19 protein-coding genes, 1 pseudogene, 1 riboswitch and 1 other annotated feature are annotated in these 21,004 nt (G+C 39.0%); of the genes and pseudogenes, 16 read left to right on the top strand and 4 right to left on the bottom strand.

What is annotated here, in order from left to right; all coding sequences use genetic code 11:
* The first annotated feature begins 295 nt into the window (after positions 1 to 295).
* From pbpD1 to HB912_RS11565, 3 genes are all read left to right on the top strand, one after another.
* Positions 296 to 1,600 carry a D-alanyl-D-alanine carboxypeptidase PBPD1 gene (gene pbpD1 / locus HB912_RS11575; protein WP_185374886.1) on the top strand — a complete coding sequence of 435 codons (1,305 nt, stop codon included), beginning with the start codon at positions 296 to 298 and terminating at the stop codon, positions 1,598 to 1,600.
* A gap of 189 nt (positions 1,601 to 1,789) precedes the next feature.
* Positions 1,790 to 1,890: riboswitch (guanidine-I (ykkC/yxkD leader) on the top strand.
* Between the two features lie 61 nt (positions 1,891 to 1,951).
* Positions 1,952 to 2,293, top strand: coding sequence for a DMT family transporter (locus HB912_RS11570; protein WP_185374746.1), 342 nt, complete (start codon positions 1,952 to 1,954; stop codon positions 2,291 to 2,293).
* Positions 2,293 to 2,607, top strand: coding sequence for a DMT family transporter (locus tag HB912_RS11565; RefSeq protein WP_185374744.1), 315 nt, complete (start codon positions 2,293 to 2,295; stop codon positions 2,605 to 2,607). Before HB912_RS11570 ends, HB912_RS11565 begins: the two co-directional genes overlap by 1 nt.
* A gap of 39 nt (positions 2,608 to 2,646) precedes the next feature.
* Here the strand turns inward: HB912_RS11565 and HB912_RS13410 are convergent.
* A pseudogene (locus tag HB912_RS13410) lies at positions 2,647 to 2,796 on the bottom strand (substrate-binding domain-containing protein); the annotation flags it as partial.
* 195 nt (positions 2,797 to 2,991) lie between these two features.
* On the opposite strand from HB912_RS13410, the gene HB912_RS11555 reads away from it, so the two are divergent.
* The 11 genes from HB912_RS11555 (at position 2,992) to serS (ending at position 13,850) form a co-directional block, all read left to right on the top strand.
* Positions 2,992 to 3,972, top strand: a complete 981-nt coding sequence (locus HB912_RS11555; RefSeq protein WP_185374740.1) for an aldo/keto reductase — start codon at positions 2,992 to 2,994, stop codon at positions 3,970 to 3,972.
* Positions 3,973 to 4,031: 59 nt separating this feature from the next.
* Positions 4,032 to 4,412, top strand: a complete 381-nt coding sequence (locus HB912_RS11550; protein ID WP_185374738.1) for a MerR family transcriptional regulator — start codon at positions 4,032 to 4,034, stop codon at positions 4,410 to 4,412.
* A gap of 133 nt (positions 4,413 to 4,545) precedes the next feature.
* Positions 4,546 to 5,610 (top strand): L-ascorbate 6-phosphate lactonase, encoded by a 1,065-nt coding sequence (gene ulaG, locus HB912_RS11545; RefSeq protein ID WP_185374736.1) that lies wholly within the window; start codon positions 4,546 to 4,548, stop codon positions 5,608 to 5,610.
* A gap of 31 nt (positions 5,611 to 5,641) precedes the next feature.
* The gene (locus HB912_RS11540) at positions 5,642 to 7,066 is read left to right on the top strand and encodes a PTS ascorbate transporter subunit IIC (protein WP_185374734.1); all 1,425 of its coding nucleotides are present in this window, start codon (positions 5,642 to 5,644) and stop codon (positions 7,064 to 7,066) included.
* A 20-nt stretch (positions 7,067 to 7,086) separates the two neighbouring features.
* Positions 7,087 to 7,368 carry a PTS sugar transporter subunit IIB gene (locus tag HB912_RS11535; RefSeq protein ID WP_185374732.1) on the top strand — a complete coding sequence of 94 codons (282 nt, stop codon included), beginning with the start codon at positions 7,087 to 7,089 and terminating at the stop codon, positions 7,366 to 7,368.
* An 11-nt stretch (positions 7,369 to 7,379) separates the two neighbouring features.
* The gene (locus tag HB912_RS11530; RefSeq protein ID WP_185374730.1) at positions 7,380 to 7,862 is read left to right on the top strand and encodes a PTS sugar transporter subunit IIA; all 483 of its coding nucleotides are present in this window, start codon (positions 7,380 to 7,382) and stop codon (positions 7,860 to 7,862) included.
* 6 nt (positions 7,863 to 7,868) lie between these two features.
* Positions 7,869 to 8,516 (top strand): 3-keto-L-gulonate-6-phosphate decarboxylase UlaD, encoded by a 648-nt coding sequence (locus HB912_RS11525; protein ID WP_185374728.1) that lies wholly within the window; start codon positions 7,869 to 7,871, stop codon positions 8,514 to 8,516.
* Positions 8,513 to 9,400 carry an L-ribulose-5-phosphate 3-epimerase gene (locus tag HB912_RS11520; protein ID WP_185374726.1) on the top strand — a complete coding sequence of 296 codons (888 nt, stop codon included), beginning with the start codon at positions 8,513 to 8,515 and terminating at the stop codon, positions 9,398 to 9,400. The genes HB912_RS11525 and HB912_RS11520 overlap by 4 nt, the downstream gene beginning before the upstream one ends.
* Positions 9,373 to 10,074, top strand: coding sequence for an L-ribulose-5-phosphate 4-epimerase (locus HB912_RS11515; RefSeq protein ID WP_221635732.1), 702 nt, complete (start codon positions 9,373 to 9,375; stop codon positions 10,072 to 10,074). The genes HB912_RS11520 and HB912_RS11515 overlap by 28 nt, the downstream gene beginning before the upstream one ends.
* A 56-nt stretch (positions 10,075 to 10,130) precedes the next feature.
* Positions 10,131 to 12,290 (top strand): HTH domain-containing protein, encoded by a 2,160-nt coding sequence (locus HB912_RS11510; RefSeq protein WP_185374724.1) that lies wholly within the window; start codon positions 10,131 to 10,133, stop codon positions 12,288 to 12,290.
* Positions 12,268 to 12,492: a binding site (T-box leader), on the top strand. It overlaps the preceding gene by 23 nt.
* A gap of 68 nt (positions 12,493 to 12,560) precedes the next feature.
* The gene (gene serS, locus HB912_RS11505) at positions 12,561 to 13,850 is read left to right on the top strand and encodes a serine--tRNA ligase (protein WP_185374722.1); all 1,290 of its coding nucleotides are present in this window, start codon (positions 12,561 to 12,563) and stop codon (positions 13,848 to 13,850) included.
* Between the two features lie 52 nt (positions 13,851 to 13,902).
* On the opposite strand, the gene HB912_RS11500 is transcribed toward serS, so the two are convergent.
* Positions 13,903 to 15,393, bottom strand: a complete 1,491-nt coding sequence (locus tag HB912_RS11500) for an AcpB/EbpR/MafR family transcriptional regulator (protein ID WP_185374720.1) — start codon at positions 15,391 to 15,393, stop codon at positions 13,903 to 13,905.
* A gap of 200 nt (positions 15,394 to 15,593) precedes the next feature.
* On the opposite strand from HB912_RS11500, the gene HB912_RS11495 reads away from it, so the two are divergent.
* Entirely contained in the window at positions 15,594 to 16,301 is a 708-nt protein-coding gene (locus HB912_RS11495; protein WP_185374718.1) for an EAL domain-containing protein, read from the top strand.
* Positions 16,302 to 16,345: 44 nt separating this feature from the next.
* On the opposite strand, the gene HB912_RS11490 is transcribed toward HB912_RS11495, so the two are convergent.
* On the bottom strand, positions 16,346 to 16,588 hold the full coding sequence (locus HB912_RS11490) for a hypothetical protein (RefSeq protein ID WP_036074213.1): 243 nt from the start codon (positions 16,586 to 16,588) through the stop codon (positions 16,346 to 16,348).
* Between the two features lie 88 nt (positions 16,589 to 16,676).
* Positions 16,677 to 18,182 (bottom strand): AcpB/EbpR/MafR family transcriptional regulator, encoded by a 1,506-nt coding sequence (locus HB912_RS11485; protein WP_185374716.1) that lies wholly within the window; start codon positions 18,180 to 18,182, stop codon positions 16,677 to 16,679.
* A 369-nt stretch (positions 18,183 to 18,551) separates the two neighbouring features.
* On the opposite strand from HB912_RS11485, the gene HB912_RS11480 reads away from it, so the two are divergent.
* Positions 18,552 to 21,004: immunoglobulin-like domain-containing protein (locus HB912_RS11480; protein WP_185374714.1), on the top strand; the 2,453-nt coding region annotated here is incomplete at its 3' end.

Genomic DNA, 21,004 nt, shown 5'->3' with positions numbered 1-21,004 from the left:
TAAAGAAATCTTCTGTATTCACACCTGAATTCCCAAGAATAAACACGAAAAATAAAAATAATCTCATTAATGTTTCTAAATATAATGACCTAGAACATTTGGATGAGAAGCAAGTTTGATTTATGCCGTTCATCTCCTATACGTTCCCTTTTATTCATGTTAAAATAAATCCATGCGTGAATAAAGATAACGAAATTTGGAATGAATTGAATAACTGGCTGTTGTAAGTTAGCAGCTTTGAATAAAGGAGAAGGTATTGTTGAAAAAATTATGGAATAAAATCGGCGCTGTCGTTATGGCAGGAACACTAGCAATCTCTGGGCTTGTTTTTGCACCTCAATCGGCGGCCGCGGCAGATGCACCAACGATTAATGCAAATGGAGCAATTGCAATCGAAGAAAGCACTGGAAAAATTCTTTATTCAAAAGATGCGGATAAACTCATGGGCATTGCTTCAATGACGAAAATGATGGATGAATATCTTCTTTTCGAGCAACTGGATGCGAAAAAAATTAGCTGGGATGACAAGGTGAAAATTTCCGAGTATGCTCACAAAGTTTCGCAAGATACTTCCCTCTCAAATGTGCCTCTACGTGAAGGCGAAGAATATACGGTGAAAGAGCTTTATGAAGCGATGGCGATTTATTCGGCGAATGGAGCGGCGATTGCGCTTGCTGAAAAAATGGCCGGTTCGGAAGGCGACTTTGTGAAAATGATGGACAAAAAAGCCGATGAATTAAAACTCGGTGAGCATCATTTCGTCAATTCGACAGGCTTGAACAACTCGGATTTAAAAGGCAAAGAGCAAGTTGGCGATAAAAATGATGAAAATAAAATGACTGCAAAAGGCATGGCAAAACTTGCGCAACACTTGATTCTAGATTATCCCGAAGTTCTTAAAACAGCGAGCACGACGAAAAAAGATTTTCGTCCAGGAACATCGGACCGAATTGCGATGAGTAACTGGAACTGGCTACTTCCGGGACTTATTTACGGGCGCCAAGGGGTAGATGGACTGAAAACCGGAACAACAGATTATGCCGGCATGTGTTTAACGGCAACAGCAACTCAAAATGGGATGCGCGTGATCACTGTTGTCCTTCATGCGAATGGTGGAAAAGGCAGTGGACAGCATAATAGTGCACGCTTTGATGAAACGAATAAAATGCTTGATTACGCATTTGATAACTTTAAATTAGAAGAAGTTCAGAAAAAAGGCAGCAAAATTAAGAAACCAGCTTCTGCAAAAGTCGAAAATGGAAAAGAAAGCACAGTTTCACTTACAGCAGGGAAAGACGTGTCGCTTGTCGTGCCAAATGCAACGGGAAAACCAAAAGTAGACACGAAAGTCACGTTAAAGAATAAAACCGTAACAGCTCCTGTGAAAAAAGGAGATAAGCTTGGAACAATGTCACTTTCGCTTAAAGATGGAGATAACCTTGGCTATATAGATGGCAAACAGTCAGAAAGCATTCCCGTTTTAGCAAGCGAAGATGTGGAAAAAGCAGGTATCTTTTCGCGTTCTGCAAAAGCAGTTGGCAGCTTCTTCCAAGGAATTGGAAACTACGTGGCAGATGGCGTCAAGGGCTGGTTCAACTAATAATATGAAATAAATGAGTGAAGGCAATTCTGACGTTTCTTGTTAAAAAGCTGAGGAATTGTCTTTTTTTCTAGTGCATGGAATTTGAATCTTAATAAATGGTATTTTAGAGTAGAGGGGATATTCGATTAAGAAAAAACTTGATTTTTGGATATAAATGTGTATAATTTTACGTAATAATAAAATAAATGAAAAGTTTTCTAGGGTTCCGTAACTTTTTGGTTGGTCTGGTCCAAGAGAAAACTCGTCGCTTTTTAGCGATGCCACGGAAGGATAAAAGCCTGGGAGATAACTGATTTAGTCATCAGTTTCTCCCGGGCTTTTTTATATTCAAAATTGGAGGTTTTAAAGATGAATGTAAATTGGATTAAAGTATTTATTGCAGCATTTTTTGAAGTTTTTTGGGTGATTGGACTAAAGCACGCCACAAATACACTAGAGTGGATTGGAACAGTCATTGCAATTGTGATTAGCTTTTACCTCATGATTATGGCGGGGCGCAAGTTGCCGGTTGGGACAGTGTATGCAGTTTTTGTTGGACTTGGAACCGCAGGAACAGTTTTTTCAGAAATACTCTTTTTCGGAGAACCGTTTAAATTGGCTAAAGTCTTGCTGATTTTACTGCTTTTAGCTGGCGTAATTGGACTCAAACTTGTCACAAAAGACAAAGTGGAAAAGGAAGGTGAATCGTAATGGCATGGTTAGCACTGATTTTGGCAGGGATTTTTGAAATGTTTGGAGTGCTTATGATTAATAAATTACACAAAGATAAAAACCTGAAAGCCTTTTTATTACTGGTTCTTGGGTTTGGCCTTAGCTTTATCTTCCTCGCTTACGCGATGAAGATAATCCCGATGGGAACAGCTTACGCCATTTGGACGGGGATAGGCGCTTCTGGGGGAGCGATTCTTGGCATGATTATCTATCATGAATCAAAAGACTGGAAGCGAATTGTATTCATCGCGATGGTACTGTGTGCGGCAATTGGACTCAAACTCGTTTCCTAATAAAACGTAACCCCGAGCAAACGCCTCGTTTGCTCGGGGTTACGTGGTTTCTCGCTCAATTAAATGAACAGGGACAAGTTGCTGTTTAGGCACTGCCAAATTTGGATTTTGAATAAGTGCTAAAAGATTTTCGCAAGTAGTCTCGGCAAGTTTTAGCGTATCTTGCGCGACAGAAGACAATTTTGGCGATGTATGCCGTGATAAAGCGTATCATCAAAGCCAATTAGTTTCATTTGGCGAAGAACAGCTAACTCGAGTTCCTTTAAACAATCAAGCGTAAGGATGGCTAAGTCGCTATTAGAGATGCTAGTTTGTTTTTATTTGCTTTAAAGTAAACTTTAAGTTGTAAAATAAATGTAAATTTATTCTGAAAGGGTGATTAAGGTGGAATATACGAAACTTGGAAATACTGGACTAGATGTTTCAAGAATTTGTTTGGGAAGTATGAGCTTTGGAGATCCTGATAGTTGGATACATAAGTGGGTACTAAAAGAGGAAGAAAGTCGTACTTTGATTAAGCGAGCTCTTGAATTAGGAATCAATTTTTTTGATACCGCAAATGTATACTCTCTAGGTAGAAGTGAAGAAATTCTCGGAAAAGCGCTTAAGGATTTTGCCAAAAGGGATGAAATTGTTTTGGCGACAAAAGTACACCAGAAGATGTTCACTGGACCAAATGGACAGGGGCTATCGAGGAAAGCCATTATGACACAAATCGATCAAAGTTTGAAACGGCTTGGAACTGATTATGTGGATTTATACATTATTCACCGGTGGGATTATCATACACCGATCGAAGAAACTATGGAAGCATTGCATGATGTTGTAAAGGCAGGGAAGGCAAGATATATTGGGGCTTCGTCTATGTATACGTTTCAATTTCAAAAAGCCAACTATATTGCTGAAAAGAATGGTTGGACGCAGTTTGTGTCTATGCAAAATCATTTAAATTTGATTTACCGGGAAGAAGAAAGAGAGATGTTACCCTACTGCACAGACCAAAAAATTGCACTGACTCCTTACAGTCCACTTGCTTCGGGTAGATTGATTCATGAAAAGACAGAGACAACCAAACGTACGACGACAGATGAAATATTAAAATCTAAATATGATGAAACCGCCGAAAAAGATCAGGCAATTATTGATCGTGTTTTTGAGCTGGCAGAAAAATATGAAACGAGTCGAGTGAATATTGCACTTGGATGGTTGCTGCAGAAGGAATCGGTGGCTGCACCTGTTATTGGTGCGACGAAGCTAAGTCATGTGGAATCAGCAGCAGCTGCAGTGGATTTCAAGTTGACACTAGATGATCAGACATATTTGGAAACCCCCTATGTGCCACATAAAATTGTTGGACACCTTTAATTTATGGTTTCTTGCTTGAGGAATTGCTAAAATAAAGAAGAGGAAAGGAGCGAAGTGCAGTGAATATTTCAGAAGCGGCTGAGAAGTACGGGATAACGCCGGCAACTCTGCGCTATTATGAGAAAGAAGGCTTACTACCCCCTGTAACACGAAATCAGGCAGGAAATCGAGATTTTAATGACGATGATTTAAATTGGATCGAATTTATCAAATGTATGCGAGATGCAGGTCTATCTGTGGAATCGTTAGCTCGTTATTCCAAGCTGTATCAAGAAGGTGAGGAAACTCTTGTAGAGCGAAAAGAAATTTTGGACGAAGAGTATCAAAAGTTACTAGAGAAACAGCGCTTTATGAATGATACGGTTGCTCGACTAGAGAAGAAGCTTGCGTTTTATGAGAATGAAATTATGCAGGCGGGAAAAGTAGGCGCTCGGGAGTAACCATAATGGCTAAATAAGAAACAGACCACCTCCGCACAGTTTTAGTGTGACAAGGTTGGTCTGTTTTTTGTTGGCGTATTTTCTTAATATAAAAATATAAAGCGCTTACTTTTTAAGAAGAGGAGAGAAGAAAATGAGTCAAATTAGCGAAGTAACACGCGAGAATTGGATTTTATCAACTTTCCCTGAATGGGGAACTTGGTTAAATGAAGAAATCGAAGCAACACAAGTTGAAAAGAATAGTTTTACAATGTGGTGGCTTGGTTGTACGGGGATTTGGTTAAAGACGCATGAAGATACGAACATTCTTTGTGATTTATGGTGCGGAACTGGGAAGCGCACGCACGGTAATGGCAAGATGAAAAATGGACACCAAATGCAGCGGATGAGCGGTGTTCAAAATTTGCAACCTAATTTGCGCACGCAGCCATTTGTAATTGATCCTTTTGCGATTCGGGGAGTCGATGCACTCGTTGTCACGCATATTCATTCCGATCACTTGGATATAAATACGGCAGCGGCAGTTCTCCAAAATAGTGCGGAAGATGTTCCGTTTATCGGGCCGAAAGAAGTTGTGGAAACTTGGATTCGCTGGGGCGTCCCGAAGGAAAGATGCATTGTTGTGAAACCGGGGGATGAGATGCAGGTGAAATCTGTGAAGATTACGGCGCTTGAAGCCTTTGACCGGACGGCACTTGTGACCGCTCCAGAAGGCGAAACATTAGCAGATAAGTTGCCGCAAGATATGGATGGAATTGCAGTCAATTACTTATTTGAAACATCTGGCGGTTCAGTTTATCATGCTGGAGATTCCCATTATGCCAACCAATTTGCTCGCCACGGAAATGAACATCAAATTGATGTCTGCCTTGGCGCATTCGGAGAGAATCCACGTGGAATCACAGATAAGGTGACATCGATAGATATGCTCCGGATGGCGGAATCACTTAATGCAAAGGTGGTAATTCCTGTTCACTATGATATTTGGTCCAATTTTGCAGCGGATCCGAAAGAAATTTTGGCGCTTTGGAAAATGAAAAAAGACCGCCTGCAATACAAATTCAAACCGTTTATCTGGCAAGTTGGTGGAAAGTTCACCTATCCAAATGATAAAGAACGTCTAGAATTTAATTTTGATCGTGGCTTCCACGATGTGTTTACAACAAGCCCAGATCTTCCTTTTCCTTCGTTTTTATAAAATCAGCAAGTAAAAAGGAGTAGAAACTATAATGAATATTTTATTGAGCTGTTTTGAATGGTTTGCTAACAATATTTTGCAGAAACCGGAGTTTTTCATCGGAATTATTGTTTTCATCGGTTATTTACTTCTGAAAAAGCCCATTTATGAATGTTTTGCTGGCTTTGTTAAAGCAACGGTCGGCTACATGATTTTAAATGTCGGGGCTGCCGGACTTGTGTCTACTTTTAGACCGATTCTTGCGGGGCTAAATGATAGGTTTCATCTGGATGCAGCGGTGATTGACCCTTATTTTGGTTTGAATGCAGTTAACGCCGCCATGAAGTCGATTGGTCTTACAACTTCATGGACGATGATTGCGCTTCTTGTTGGCTTTGTACTTAATATTTTGCTTGTACTGTTTCGTAAATTTACTAAGGTGAGGACTTTATTTATTACGGGGCATATCATGGTACAGCAAGCGGCTACTGTAACGTGGATTGTGTTCTTTATTTTCCCGGACTTCCGCAATGTGACAGGAGCCGTCATGGTTGGTGTGTTAATAGGACTTTATTGGGGTGTGACATCTAATTTGACAGTTGGTCCTACGCAGCGTTTAACGGGAAATGCAGGGTTTGCTATTGGACACCAACAAATGATTGCTGTCTGGTTGACGGATAAGGTAGCTGGAAAATTGGGCGACAAAGAAAAAAATCTCGATAATATTAAATTGCCGAAATGGCTCTCCATTTTTCACGACAATATTGTGGCGACTGGAACGCTTATGCTACTTTTCTTTGGGACGATTATGGTTATTCTCGGTGAAGGTTATATGCGGAGTATCAACCCCGAATTTACGGCTACAACATCGTTTCCCATGTACATTTTACAGCAATCACTGATGTTTGCTGTTTATCTAGCGATCTTGATGCAAGGGGTTCGGATGTTCGTAGCGGAACTTACCAACAGTTTTCAAGGGATTTCCAATCGGATTTTGCCCGGGGCACTTCCAGCTGTCGACTGTGCAGCGACGTATAACTTTGCCCCACCTAATGCGATTTTATTTGGTTTTATCGCCGGTGCTATTGGTCAATTTATTACGATCCTTGGTTTGATTGTTTTTAAATCGCCGGTGCTTATTATTACAGGTTTCGTTCCTGTATTTTTTGACAATGCAACGATTGCTATTTACGCGAATAAGCGTGGCGGTACTCGAGCAGCGCTGATTTGTTCATTTGTTTCTGGGGTATTGCAGGTGGCGATTAGTGCGTTTGCGGTGATGTTCGTCGGGCTTTATAAATTTGGCGGCTGGCACGGTAACATTGATTTCGAACTTTACTGGCCATGGGCAGCGGTCATCATGGACAAACTGGGTGTGATTGGCTATGCCATTCTCGTTGTTTTGTTCTTATTGGTGCCGATTTTACAGTACAGACGTGCGAAGAGCAAAGAAGCTTATGAACAAGGTCTTGAATAAAATTAGAGGAGGAATTCTAAATGTTAAAAGTACTAGCGGCATGCGGAAACGGAATGGGGTCGAGCATGGTCATTAAGATGAAAATTGAAAAGGCGCTTCATGAAATGAATGTAGCGGATTTTAAAGTGGATTACTGCAGTGTTGGTGAAGCTAAGTCTCAAGCGGCAAGTTATGATATCGTAGTGGCTTCGAAACATTTGATCCACGAACTAGATGGTCAGACAAATGGTAAATTGCTAGGACTTGAGAATTTGATGGACGATACAGAAATCAAATCGAAACTGTCAGAAAGCCTAGAATAGGAGGGATTTAGATGGAGTCTGTTTCATTAAAAAAGTCACTCTTGGATAATCACTCCATTCGGCTTAATGAAAAAGCAGCAACTTGGCAGGAAGCTGTTTTGAAGGCTGTAGCGCCACTTGTTGAAAGTGGTGCTGTAGATTCAAGATACGGCGAGGCGATTATTCAGTCCACAGAAAAATTTGGTCCTTATTACGTTTTAATGGAAGGAATGGCTATGCCTCATGCAAGACCGGAAGATGGGGTTTACCGGGATGCCTTCAGTTTGATTACGCTTGAAAAACCTGTGCAGTTCTCGGATGGGAAAAGTGTGGAAGTGCTTGTCGCGCTTGCTGCCACTTCAAATGATATTCATACGGGGATTGCTATACCACAAATCGTGGCGTTATTCGAAATAGAAGAGATTATAAAAAAATTAAAGGCAGCAAGAAACACTCGGGATATCCTACAGCTAATAGATGAAGCGGATGTTTCCAAGTATTTAAGTAAGGAGTGAAGAAAAATGGCAATACCAAATTTACAAGTAGCACTCGATCAGTCGAGTTTAAGTGATGCGCTTAAAACTGTCAGAAAAGTGGGCGACGAGGTGGATATCATTGAGGCTGGCACGATTCTTTGTTTGGCAGAAGGGATGCAAGCGGTAAAATGTCTACATGCACTTTATCCAGATAAAGTTGTGGTCGCGGATACTAAATGTGCCGATGCAGGTGGGACAGTTGCTCATAATGCAAGTCTAGCAGGAGCAGACTGGATGACTGTTATTTGCTCGGCGACCATTCCGACGATGAAAAAAGCAGCCGAACAAGTTTCCGAACTGCAAGTAGAACTTTATGGAAATTGGACGTATCAAGATGCGGAAAAGTGGCTTGAAGCAGGAATTTCTCAAGCGGTTTATCATCAGAGTCGGGATGCGCTTTTGGCTGGTGAAACTTGGGGTGAAAAAGACTTAACACGGGTGAAAAAGTTGGTTGAAATGGGTTTCCGGGTTTCTGTTACGGGTGGCCTTGAGAAGGAGACGCTCCAATTATTTGCTGGAGTTGATGTGTTTACATTTATTGCGGGGCGGTCAATAACGGAAAGTCCAAATCCTAAAGTCGCGGCTTTCGAAATGAAAGAGGAAATGCGGCGGATTTTTGGTGATGCAAAATGAAACAGCCGATTTTTGGGATTTATGAAAAGGCGCTACCAAAAGCTTTTTCATGGAAGGAAAAATTTGCGCTAGCAAAGGAGCTTGGCTTTCAGTTCATTGAGCTTTCGATTGATGAATCGGATGAGCGGTTAGCGCGGTTAGACTGGACTCGGAAGGAACGAGAGGAATTTTGGCTAATGTGTGCAGAAAGTGGCATCCGAGTCCCTTCAATTTGTTTAAGTGGACACAGACGTTTCCCGCTTGGATCGAGTAAACAAGAAACGCGTGAGACGGGACTTGTCATTATGAAAAAAGCAATTGATCTTGCGGCGGATTTAGGTGTGCGGGTTATTCAACTGGCAGGCTATGATGTGTATTATGAAGAAAAAAGTGTCCTAACTCGTGCTTGTTTTATTGAAAATCTGCGCTTGGCATTCGATTGGGCAGCTGAAAAACAAGTGGTGCTCGCGATTGAAATCATGGATGATCCATTTATGAGCTCGATTACAAAATATTTGCGTATCAAAGCTGAACTGGGCACTTCTCCGTGGCTTAAAGTTTATCCTGACATTGGGAATTTATCGGCATGGCCAGAAAATGATGTGGGTTTTGAACTTGCGGAAGGAATTGCTGAAACGGCGGCAATCCATTTGAAAGATACACTTCAAGTGGATGGATTATTTCCCGGGAAATTTAAAGAAGTTCCTTTCGGTTCGGGCTGCGTAGATTTTGTTGGTGCGTTTAAAACCTTGCAGATGTTGCATTATGCGGGGCCTTTTTTGATTGAGATGTGGAGCGGAGCAAGTCCCAATTATTATGATGAACTGGTTGCAGCGAAGCGATTTATAGAAGAAAAGTGGAAGGAGGCTGCGGCGACATGGATGGAAACCGAATTAACGAATTGAAACAAGCGGTTTATCAAGCGAATATGGCACTTCCAGAAGCTGGACTTGTCAAATTAACTTGGGGAAATGTCAGCACAATTGACCGCGAACAAGGTGTGATTGTAATTAAACCGAGCGGAGTGCCTTATAAGGAGATGGCACCGAGTCAAATGGTTGTGACAGATCTTGATGGTAAGCCGTTTTCTGGTCAACTAAAGCCGTCATCGGATTTAGCAACACATGTGATTTTATATCAGAATTTTGAAAGCGTTGGAGCGGTGGTACACACGCATTCGAAATGGGCGGCGAGTTTTGCTCAAGCAGGCAGGGCGATTCCGGCTTATGGGACGACGCATGCGGATGCGTTTTATGGCGAGGTGCCGTGTACGCGGCAACTGACGGAAGCGGAAATTGCACGCGACTATGAGGGCGAAACAGGGAACGTTATTGTTGAAACTTTCCGGGGAAATCAAGTGGATGCGGCAGCTGTTCCTGGCGTTATTGTTCGCGGACATGGCCCGTTTTCTTGGGGGAAAGATCTTGAAAAGGCTGTGGAGCATAGTATTATTTTGGATGAGGTGGCGCACATGGCGCTTTTGACGGAATTGCTCGGCGGGAAGGAAACGATCCCGGATTACTTGCTCAACAAGCATTATTACCGTAAGCACGGGGTAAATGCTTATTATGGGCAGTGAGGATATTTTCAAACGAATGGATTTCTGATAAGCTCAAAATAAAAGAGGTGCAGAAGATGATGCGAATACTGGATACTCGGTTTTATTTGTTTTTAAAGCAGTTGGTGGAGCAAAAAGAATTTCAAAGTATTTCTTCGCTTGCACGGATGTTGGGCTTTTCACGGCGAACGATTTATCATTATTTAGAGAAATGTAATTATTTACTGAAACAGGAAGAAATTGAGCCGCTTGAAAGTGTAGCTGGTAAACTTAGCTTGTCCGCCGAGCAAGTTACTGTTATTGAGAGTTGGCTGAAACAAGCGGGCGAAACAAAGTACCTACTCAAGGTTGAGGAAAGACGCCAATTGATACTTGCACTACTTTTGATAGAAAATCGTAAGTGGCAACTGGGTTCGTTACAAGCGGAGTTAGATGTTTCGCGCAATACAATTTTAAAGGATATTCAATTTTTGAAAGCACAATTACAGAAACAAGGATTAGAAGTGAAATCGACAAAAGCTCGGGGCTACTTTATTTCTACGATGGAAATAAAGCGCCGCGAGCTCCTTTACGATTTTGTTTATCGGATTGAAATGGAACGAAATGATCCACTTTATGAGACTTTGCTTGAGCTGCTACTCGGTAAGTCAAAGGGAAGCGAGCGAGCATTTTCAAGAAAAGCTAGGAAAGCAGTCGAAACGGCAGAAGAAATTTTAAGCAAGAAACTTTCGGAAAAAGACTTGCGGATTTTGACGAAGGCGATGCAACTTTACCAAATTCGGGTAAACTCGAATCAGCCATTTTACTGGGAAGAAATTGATCGCTCTTTGATTCATGAACGGCTCGAATTTACGGCAGCTAAAGCTCTGCTTGATGGGGTCCAAGAACTATCTCGACCGGAAGAATATCTCATTGAACAGGAATACTATGGAGCGCTTTTGCTTTGTTTAGATAAGAATGAAGATGCGCATTTTCAAAGTGTGCCTTTTGGCGAACTACTTCAAATTTCTGAACGGATTATCCGATTGTTTGAAAAGATGATTGGTCTTTATATAAAGCGAAAGGAAGAACTGACGGAACATATTCAGACGTATATCAAAGTTTTGTTTTATCGCCATCAGTTTCAAATGGAGCTACCCGCGTATTCGCTCGATACGGTAAGTGAGCAATTTCAAAAAGTTTTTGGACTCACGAAAAAAGTAATGCAGCTCATGGAGCAAGATGCTCTTTATAAGCGGTATTTTGGTACGGCATTTAAAAATGAAGAATTAGCACATTTAGCTGTGTTTTTCGAAGAGGCGATTGTAAAAGAACAAACGGATGTGAGCATTCCCAAGGTTTTAATCGTGTCCGATTACTCGGATGTCCTTAATTCGCTGTTAAAAACCCAAGTTAAGCAGTTAATGCCCGAGGTGATGATTGTTGGTGCCTTTTCGAGTGAAAATGCTCGTTATTTTCCAGAAAAAGTGAATTTTTGTATTGCTACAGACCCGAGTTATTTTCATTTTACGGGGCAAACGATACATGTCCCAGTAATTTTAACGGAAACTGCTAAGAAAAAGATTTTACGAAGTTATAAAAATGGGGAAGCGAAACCGAAAAAGCGGGAGCAACTCAAACAAATTTTGAAGCGGCAAACGGGGATTGAGGAGATTTCTGAGCGTTTGCTAAATCAAATTGAAAGTCTTTACGGGGAGATCTCGGAAGAAACGGTTGTGAAACATTCTGAGACGGCGAAACTAGAAACTTTCATCGCGGATTCAGAGTTTGCAATGGTTTGGGGAAAAGCGGAAACTCTCACGGATGTGATTTGTGCCCTTAAAAAGCCACTACTTGAGCGCAAGTTTGCACAAGAAAGCTATTTTGAACGTTTACTGATGGAGATGGAGGCGCACCGGACGGCTCTCATTTATCCTCATGTTATGTTGATTTTAACGGATTATCGTTTTGGATCGTTTCGTGCAGGCGCAAGTTTATTATATTTAAAAGAACCAATTACGCTAGCGGAAAATGAGGAAGTGGCTTTATTTGTTCTTATTGCAACGGAAGAAAAAATGACGCATGTACCGCTTTTATTTGAACTCGATCATTTGCTTCAAAATGGTTTTTTGGATGCTCTCAAATCTGACTATACGATGTTCGAAAGTTTCTTGCTTAGTGAAAAAGGGGTTGCGAAGTTAAAAAATATCGAGTACACTGAAGGTAATATAAAAAACGAAAACGTTGACAAGAAATAGTAGCAAATTTTGGGTTTTAAAGAGAGCAGGTGGCTGGTGGAAACCTGTAGCCGGAAATTGTGAATCCATCTTGGAGTGAATGGTGGAATGCCTAGTAAAGGTAAGTAAATCATTCCGGTTTAGAGCCGTTAATTCTTAAGTGAGCTGGGGATCTATGGATCTCAATTAGGGTGGCAACGCGGATATAACTTCCGTCCCTTTTCTGCATATTTGTGTGGGAAAGAGATGGGAGTTTTTTGTTTTTTAAGCTTAAATAAAGGAGGAAAATAAATGTTAGATGTAAAACTATTGAGAAATCATTTTGATGAAGTAAAAGCAAAACTCGCACATCGCGGGGAAGACCTTGGGGAATTTGAGAAGTTTGGGGAACTTGATGCACGCCGTCGTTCTTTAATTCTTGAAACGGAAACCCTTAAAGGGGAACGAAATCGTGTTTCGGAAGAAATTGCAGTCTTGAAACGGAATAAAGAAAATGCGGATGAGAAAATTGAAGAAATGCGTATTGTTGGAGATAAAATCAAAGCGCTCGACTTAGAATTGAAGGAGATCGATGACAAGTTAAACGATATTTTGATGTCAATTCCAAATATACCGCATGAATCGACACCTATAGGAGATTCCGAAGACGATAATGTTGAAATTCGCAAGTGGGGAGAACTACCTAATTTTGATTTTGAAGCAAAACCACACTGGGATCTGGGCACAGACCTTGATATTTTAGATTTTGAAAATGCAGCAAAAGTAACAGGAAGTCGTTTTGTTTTTTACAAGAAACTAGGCGCTCGACTTGAACGCGCTTTGTTGAACTTTATGATGGACCTTCATTCAGAAGAACATGGCTACGATGAAATGCTCCCCCCTTACCTCGTAAATCGGACGAGTATGACGGGTACTGGTCAACTTCCAAAATTTGAAGAAGATGCTTTTTTGGTAGAAAAAGAAGATTATTTCTTGATACCAACGGCTGAAGTGCCCGTAACGAATTACCATCGTGATGAAATTTTGAATCTAGAAGATTTACCAAGAAAATATACTGCTTTTAGTGCTTGTTTCCGCTCAGAAGCTGGTTCTGCGGGTCGCGATACTCGTGGACTTATTAGGCAACATCAATTTAATAAAGTGGAACTTGTTCAATTTGTTAAACCAGAAGATTCCTATGAAGCGCTTGAAAAATTAACAAATAATGCGGAAGAAGTTTTGCGCCGTTTAGAACTACCTTATCGTGTGCTTAGCATGTGTACAGCGGATTTAGGCTTTACTGCTGCTAAGAAATATGATTTAGAGGTTTGGATTCCAAGTTATGGGACATATCGTGAAATATCGTCTTGTAGTAATTTTGAGGCTTTCCAGGCGCGCCGTGCAAATATTCGATTTCGTCGTGAGAAAAATGCGAAGCCAGAATTTGTTCACACATTAAATGGTTCAGGTCTTGCTATCGGACGGACTGTTGCAGCCATTTTAGAAAATTATCAAGAAAAAGATGGTTCTGTGCGAATTCCGAAAGTTCTTCAAGGATATATGGGTGGTATTCAAAAAATTGAAGCCCCGAGAGCTAAATAAACTAAAAAACGGACCTATCTGCTGAATAGCTCAGTAGATAAGTCCGTTTTTTTTATGCTTCAAGTGCTTGCTTGGCTAAAGTTATTTCGTGCAGATTTTTTCTAAGTGACAGCAAGTTGCGAGTTGTTAGGTTGCGATTGATAAAAATAATACGATCGCTTACATGGCGCTCAATATGTTGCTCAAGTGGGATATTTGTGAGTAAAATATCGCTTTTTTCGGCAGCTGATTCATCGATAAATCTGATGTTGAAACTATTACCGAAAAGATTACAAATTTGCTCACGAATCCGTAAGTACGCGAGATAGGGTAAATCTGTGGAGATTTTTATAGTGACTTTAGGCTCGTAATAAAGATGGGCATCAATGAAGCCAAAAAGTAAAGCATATTTGGAAACTAAATATTCTCCTTTTAAGAAAATTTCATTTTTTGTCTTCTTATAGAAGTCATTGATTAACTGTAAAATGTTCTCCTGAAGACTTGCTATAACGGGAGAAGGCAGACTTGGATCAAAAGCAATTGAATAATCGTAGCCACTAATGTCAGTTGAAAAATGATCGAAAACTTTTGCAAATAAATGAAAGGAAAAAGCATTTAATAAAAATAACTCCCGTTTATCTTCAGGAATTTGCTGAATGTTTTGATCGACCTTTTCAAAAAGCATTTCAGTTGCTTGATAGACAGAGCTGTTGTTTCTTTTGTTGGCGTGAAAGTTTGCTTTAAGCAATGGAAGAGTTTGCAAGTTCTCGTTTTGAATAATAAGTAATAGATAGAGAAATGCGATTTCGCCGGGAGCAGAATTAAAAAATGTAGTGGAAAAAGGAGCAACTTTTTTCTTGAAAAGTGAAAAGACTTTATTATCGTCTAAAATTTCTGCCCAAGCGGGATCATATTCTACAAAATGATTATTTCGACGTCTAATCATTGCAACAGCAAGCTGATACATTAATTGTCGAGTTTGGAGAGACGTTAATTTCAAGTTACCTTTTTTTGCTAAGGAGTTTGCAAGAAACTCAACGTATTGTTCGTTGACGCCTTCAAATGGCCATCCTTTTCCAGCATAAATTTTCCATAAAACAATATTAAAAAAAAGTCTTATTTGGCTTTCTCTGCCTTCGATAATCGCATCGTTTCGAGAAATTTCTATTTCATAAGGTTTAATTGCATCTCGAAATTTATTTAAAACCCTGCGAACTGTAGCATCACTGACAAAATGGTCATAGGCGAATTTTTGAGTAGAGCCAAAGTTTTCATTTAAGAGAGCTTTAAATAAAGCGAATCCGAGCGTTTCTTCAGTTAAAAAAATAAGTAAGTCGCGCGGGTTAGCATTTGAGTGATTGGTTATAAATCTTATACCGCGCCCCTTCGAAACCTGTATTTCAAGCTGACCATCGCCAAAACTATCAATATCAGCCACAAGCTTATTGATTGTTTTTAATAAATACGCAGGCGTTACATCTAACTTTTTTCGCAATTCTTCAGTTGAAAACCAACGATCAACTCCACGAAGAATGGCAAGGAGATCCCATTCTTTTTTTAACATGGAATCAAACATATCTAGTCCAATTTTCATTTATGTTTCCTCCTCGTTATAGTCCTATACTTCTATTTTAGCCTTTTTCTCACATAGGTAAACAAAAATGTTCAGAGAGCAAAAATGACATTTTCAAAAGGCGAAACCTGATTACTATTTTAAAAAAAAACGAGTAAGATGAGGACATGAAAAGCGAAAGGACTGGGAAGATGTTTAAAAATTATCGATTAATTGCGCAGCCAGTGTATGATATTAAACATAAAAAAATTGTTATGCACGAGCTGGTGATAGGAAAAAAAGAAGGAAAAAAAGGTTCTTTTACAAAAATTGACGATGAGATGGCTGTTTTTTTTGAGGAAAATTATCCATCATTTATAAACTGGTTGCAGAAAGAATTGATGAAAATTGTAGCAAAAAAAATATATCCGAAAATTTCGATTAATATTAGGTCAAGTCAATTCTTTCGTTTAGAGACAATGAAGATGTTTGAGAAGTTACGTATCTATAATGAACAAATTGTTATCGAGATTACTGAGAATTTGGTACAGTTGCCTGAAAGTAAAAGTCATTTTACACCAGCTGAGTTAGATGCCTTTTTATATGGAAAAATAAGATCATTACAGGCATTTGGCTACGAAGTAATGTTAGATGATGTAGGTTGCGGGATTAATAGTTTGGAACGGCTTATGTACTACCTGCCCCTTATTTCAGGATTTAAAATTTCACTAGAAAAATTTGAGTTGTCAATCCTTGAAGCGTTCATTGCTGCTTGGAAAAAAATTGCTGATAAGCATCAAAAGGTAATGGTTCTTGAATACGTCAAGAATAAGAAAGATTCTTCTATACTAGAAGGGATGAACCTTATTTTGCAACAAGGGCAATGGTTAGATAAGCTTATCAAGCAAAAGGTGTCTTAAATAAATAGAAAAAGCGAGTACTCTTAAAAAGAATACTCGCTTTTTTAATGATGTTGATGTTTAAAGGCTTTGAATTTACGCTCATTTCGTTCCATTGCTTCAAAGGAAAATTCGACCTCTTTTACGATAGTTTGCGGGAAAATATCTAACCAATTCTCGATCACTTTTTCTTTATCTAATAATTGTTTTTCGATAATGGTTCTTGTAAGAATTTTCCTTGGCTGTTCCGGGAGGATGAATCTAATCGTATAAATAAACCGCTCATCCCAAGGGTTAATAAAAGTCATTTTTCTGCTCCTTTACTTTCTTTCATTCTATCTTCCATTTTTATTATAAATGAAAAAAAGGACTGTGAACGCCTAAAAAAGTGTTATTTTAACTAAATTTATGAAGTTTTTGCTGTTGCACTTTTTTCTCGGTAATTCGGTCAAGTGTCTCCCGAATGAGTTTGAAATCCCGTGGTGCAAGAAGACGATGAATAGAAACTACTTCAGGACCTTTTGGGATTTGAGATGGAATATTTGTTAGTACTAAATCGGCTTGTTCACTACTTTCATTACGAATAAAAGCAATATTATAGTTGTTTGTAAAATATTCTTTTACTTGGTCAATGATAGATTTATTCGCAATATAAGATAAATCAGTTTCTAGTCGAACTTTGATTCGTTGCTCAAAGACATGGAGTGGTGTAATTAGACTTAGAAGTAGTGCATAGCGTGAGGCTAAGAATTTTTTCTCTAAAAAAATAGGATTTTTTGTTTCATTATATAGCTCATCGATAAGTTGATGAAGTTTTTGCTTTAAAACAGGTAATCGGTGATGGGTATAAGGTGAAAATTCATTCCCACTTATACTAGTTGAAAAATTATGGAAGAGACTGGCGAATAGATGTTCAGAAAACACTGCCAGCAGAAATGACCGCTTCTGACTGTGAGGAACTGGAACGATTTTAGTTTCAAATTTCTCCATGAATTGCTCAGTGGCTTGATATAATTTTGTGTTTTTAGATCGATTAAAACGAAAATTACTAATTAATAAAGGTGTAGTCTGTGTAGATTCACTTTGGATGATAGTCATGAAGAATAAAAAGGCCATCTCACCAGGATATTGTTGGGTAATAGGTGTGTAAGGCTTGATTTGTTCTTTGAAAAGTTGAAAACTATCATTGGATTCAAGTAATTCATGCCAGGATTCTTCTATTGAAATGTAGTGGTTATTTCGTCGCCTGATCGCGCTAATGGCAAGAAAATACATCAGTTGTCTTGCTTGGACTTCGCTAAGCTCAATGTTTGCATCAGCAGAGATACGCTTCGTTACAAAATAAAGGTGATGCTCATCGATATTTGAAAAAGGCCAAACTTTTCCAGAAAAAAGGCGCCAAAAAACCATATTTAAAAAGAGCCTTACTTGTGCCTCTCTGCCTGAAAGAACCGCCGTGCTACGATTTAATTTCAGTTCATAAGGCTGAATAGCTTCTTTTATCTTTTTAATATGTCTGCGTACTGTTGTTTCACTTAGAAAGTTTTCAAAAGCAAATTTTTTAGCCGAAACAAAATTTTCTGTAACTATACTATAAAAAAGCTTATACGTACTTGTATTTGAAATCAAAAAAATTAAAAATAAGCCGATATCAATATTACTGCTCTTGATTTCTAAATAAACGCCTTTCCCTTTTGAAACATGTAAAGTCATTTGGTCACTGTTGAATTCTTCTAAGTTATCCCTTAATGAAGCAATTGCTTTCAAGATCAATGAAGATGTCTTGTTCAAATTTTTTGCAAGTTCTTCCGTCGAAAACCAGCGATCCTCTTTTCTAAGTAAGTTGAGTATGGACCACTCAAGTTCGATATTTGTATCAAGAATATCTAAATCTAACTTCATTAGTTCCCCCCCTTAACATTTCTATTAAGCTTTATTCATTAAAACATATAGGAAAAAGACAAATGAGCATAATCAGACATATAAAAAAACAGATTTTGATTATTAATGGAAATGATATGTGGTAATATGCAATCGGTTTCTTGGATGAATCTCATTCTTCCTTTCCTTTTTGAGCAAAAAGAATCTTTTTATAATCGCGTTTTTGATTTTTTAGAAGGGTGATTTCGCTCTATACTAAGTCTCGTTGGGGCGATCAATTGATACACACAAATCAAAAATTGCGCAATTAAATTTTTAATTTTACGTAAATGACTATGAAGTGTTAATTATAATTGTTTCACCCAAAATTCAAAATAAAGGAGACGAATAATGTCTAAAAAAGGAAATGCACAAAAAGTTTTAACTCTTGCAGCAACGTTAGCGCTTGTAGGTAATGTTTTAGTAACTCCGGTAACAGCTTGGGCAGCAGATGCTGAGGAAGCTAATCAAGTTGAAGGCGTAATCGTTACAGAACAAGAGCAAAACACAGAAGCAGCAACTACAGAAGAGAACACAGAAGCAACAACTAAAGAAGAAGCAACTACTGAAGGAAGCAGTCAAGAAGCAACTACTGAAACTTCAGGAGAAGGAGTAGAAGCAGCTTGGGGACCTGGGATTTCTATTGGTTTCACAACAAGCACAACAATTACTGGTGATACATCGGTAATCAAAAATGGTCTATCAATCATTGATGGAAAAACTACAGGTCACTTGCAAATCAGTGTACAACGTAGCACTTTAGTTGAAGCAAGCATCGAAGCATCAACAACGGCTTATATCGATTTGCCAGATGAGTTCAAAGAAATCGCAAATACAAAAGAATTCGTTCAAAATGTAACTGCGAAAACTGGACACATGATCTGGGGCGTTGACCGTCAACCAGAACCAGTAAACTCTGGGAAAATCACTTATAACGCTTCGAAAAACCGTTTGGAAGTTGTAAACCCTCCATTCACTGGGACAATCGTTCAACCAGTAAACGGTGTTGTTACGTATGTTGATATTGACCTTGGAACAGCAGTTCAAGAATCTGGCGTTCGTATTCCAGATTCTATTAACTCACAATATAAATTTGTTGGTAGACAACACGGTGGACTTAATCTTTTAGGTAAATGGAAAGATACAGCTACAATAAATCTTCAAAAAATCGACCCTGGTTATGGTGTTGAAAAACCAGAAATCGAATTCACAGACCAACGTATTGAAGAAGTAGAAGTTGGTTCTGATTATACTGACCAAATGGCTCTTAAAGGTGTAATTGCTACAGATGCTAAAGATGGTCTTATTACAAATAAATTAACTGTTACAAGTAACCAAGTTGATACACGTACTGAAGGAACTTATCCTGTAACTTATCGTGTTGTAAACAACACTGGTCTTGCAACTGAAAAAACTGGTTACGTTAAAGTAGTTTCTAAATCCGGTGGTGGAAACGGCGGAAACGAAGGTAACGAAACTGAAGGTGCTTTCAAATCTGCTAACTACACAATCGGTGAATCAAACATTACTGGTTCTTTCGATGGTGACATTAGCTACGCGAAAATCATGATCAATGGAACTGAACTTGGAAACAAAGGTGGAACATTCAGTAAAGACGGAAACTATTCTTTCTGGATTGGTGTAAATACAATCACTAACAAAAACGATAATGTAGTCATCATTGGTTACGATAAAGACGACCATGAATTAGATCGTAAACAAGTTAATATTAAAGAACAAGTTGCCGCAACTTCTGGAACTATCAATCCAAAAGTGGCTTCTGAAGGAGAAACAACAATTACTGGCACATACAGTGGCGATGTAAAACAAGTTGATATGTATATCGATGGTGTATACAAATCAAGTGGTGGCTCATTCTCAAACGGCAACTTCACTTACTATGCTGGATCGCTTAAAGCGGGACAAAAAGTTGAACTAGTTGCTTATGATGCAGCAAAACCAAATACACGTAAAGAGTTAGACAGAAAATCATTTACAGTTCAAGGTAAACAAGTTGTAACTGAAGGGTCTATTAATCCAAGCGCAGCATTTGCTGGTGATTCACAAATCAATGGCACATACAGTGGCGATGTAAAACAAGTTGATATGTATATCGATGGTGTATACAAATCAAGTGGTGGCTCATTCTCAAACGGCAACTTCACTTACTATGCTGGATCGCTTAAAGCAGGACAAAAAGTTGAACTAGTTGCTTATGATGCAGCAAAACCAAATACACGTAAAGAGTTAGACAGAAAATCATTTACAGTTCAAGGTAAACAAGTTGTAACTGAAGGGTCTATTAATCCAAGCGCAGCATTTGCTGGTGATTCACAAATCAATGGCACATACAGTGGCGATGTAAAACAAGTTGATATGTATATCGATGGTGTATACAAATCAAGTGGTGGTTCATTCTCAAACGGCAACTTCACTTACTATGCTGGATCGCTTAAAGCAGGACAAAAAGTTGAACTAGTTGCTTATGATGCAGCAAAACCAAATACACGTAAAGAGTTAGACAGAAAATCATTCACAGTTCAAGGTAAACAAGTTGTAACTGAAGGGTCTATTAATCCAAGCGCAGCATTTGCTGGTGATTCACAAATCAATGGCACATACAGTGGCGATGTAAAACAAGTTGATATGTATATCGATGGTGTATACAAATCAAGTGGTGGTTCATTCTCAAACGGCAACTTCACTTACTATGCTGGATCGCTTAAAGCAGGACAAAAAGTTGAACTAGTTGCTTATGATGCAGCAAAACCAAATACACGTAAAGAGTTAGACAGAAAATCATT

The organism is Listeria aquatica (assembly GCF_014223975.1).
GTDB classification, from domain to species: Bacteria; Bacillota; Bacilli; order Lactobacillales; family Listeriaceae; genus Listeria; species Listeria aquatica.
The sequence above is the reverse complement of the archived record's forward strand: the minus strand, read 5'-3'. Positions and strand labels throughout refer to the sequence as shown.

Coding starts and splice junctions, on each gene's coding strand:
- pbpD1 (WP_185374886.1), top strand. CDS start 296: ATGGCAGGAACACTAGCAATCTCTGGGCTTGTTTTTGCACCTCAATCG.
- HB912_RS11570 (WP_185374746.1), top strand. CDS start 1,952: ATGAATGTAAATTGGATTAAAGTATTTATTGCAGCATTTTTTGAAGTT.
- HB912_RS11565 (WP_185374744.1), top strand. CDS start 2,293: ATGGCATGGTTAGCACTGATTTTGGCAGGGATTTTTGAAATGTTTGGA.
- ulaG (WP_185374736.1), top strand. CDS start 4,546: ATGAGTCAAATTAGCGAAGTAACACGCGAGAATTGGATTTTATCAACT.
- HB912_RS11540 (WP_185374734.1), top strand. CDS start 5,642: ATGAATATTTTATTGAGCTGTTTTGAATGGTTTGCTAACAATATTTTG.
- HB912_RS11535 (WP_185374732.1), top strand. CDS start 7,087: ATGTTAAAAGTACTAGCGGCATGCGGAAACGGAATGGGGTCGAGCATG.
- HB912_RS11530 (WP_185374730.1), top strand. CDS start 7,380: ATGGAGTCTGTTTCATTAAAAAAGTCACTCTTGGATAATCACTCCATT.
- HB912_RS11525 (WP_185374728.1), top strand. CDS start 7,869: ATGGCAATACCAAATTTACAAGTAGCACTCGATCAGTCGAGTTTAAGT.
- HB912_RS11520 (WP_185374726.1), top strand. CDS start 8,513: ATGAAACAGCCGATTTTTGGGATTTATGAAAAGGCGCTACCAAAAGCT.
- HB912_RS11515 (WP_221635732.1), top strand. CDS start 9,373: ATGGATGGAAACCGAATTAACGAATTGAAACAAGCGGTTTATCAAGCG.
- HB912_RS11510 (WP_185374724.1), top strand. CDS start 10,131: ATGATGCGAATACTGGATACTCGGTTTTATTTGTTTTTAAAGCAGTTG.
- serS (WP_185374722.1), top strand. CDS start 12,561: ATGTTAGATGTAAAACTATTGAGAAATCATTTTGATGAAGTAAAAGCA.
- HB912_RS11500 (WP_185374720.1), bottom strand. CDS start 15,393: ATGTTAAAAAAAGAATGGGATCTCCTTGCCATTCTTCGTGGAGTTGAT.
- HB912_RS11495 (WP_185374718.1), top strand. CDS start 15,594: ATGTTTAAAAATTATCGATTAATTGCGCAGCCAGTGTATGATATTAAA.
- HB912_RS11490 (WP_036074213.1), bottom strand. CDS start 16,588: ATGACTTTTATTAACCCTTGGGATGAGCGGTTTATTTATACGATTAGA.
- HB912_RS11485 (WP_185374716.1), bottom strand. CDS start 18,182: ATGAAGTTAGATTTAGATATTCTTGATACAAATATCGAACTTGAGTGG.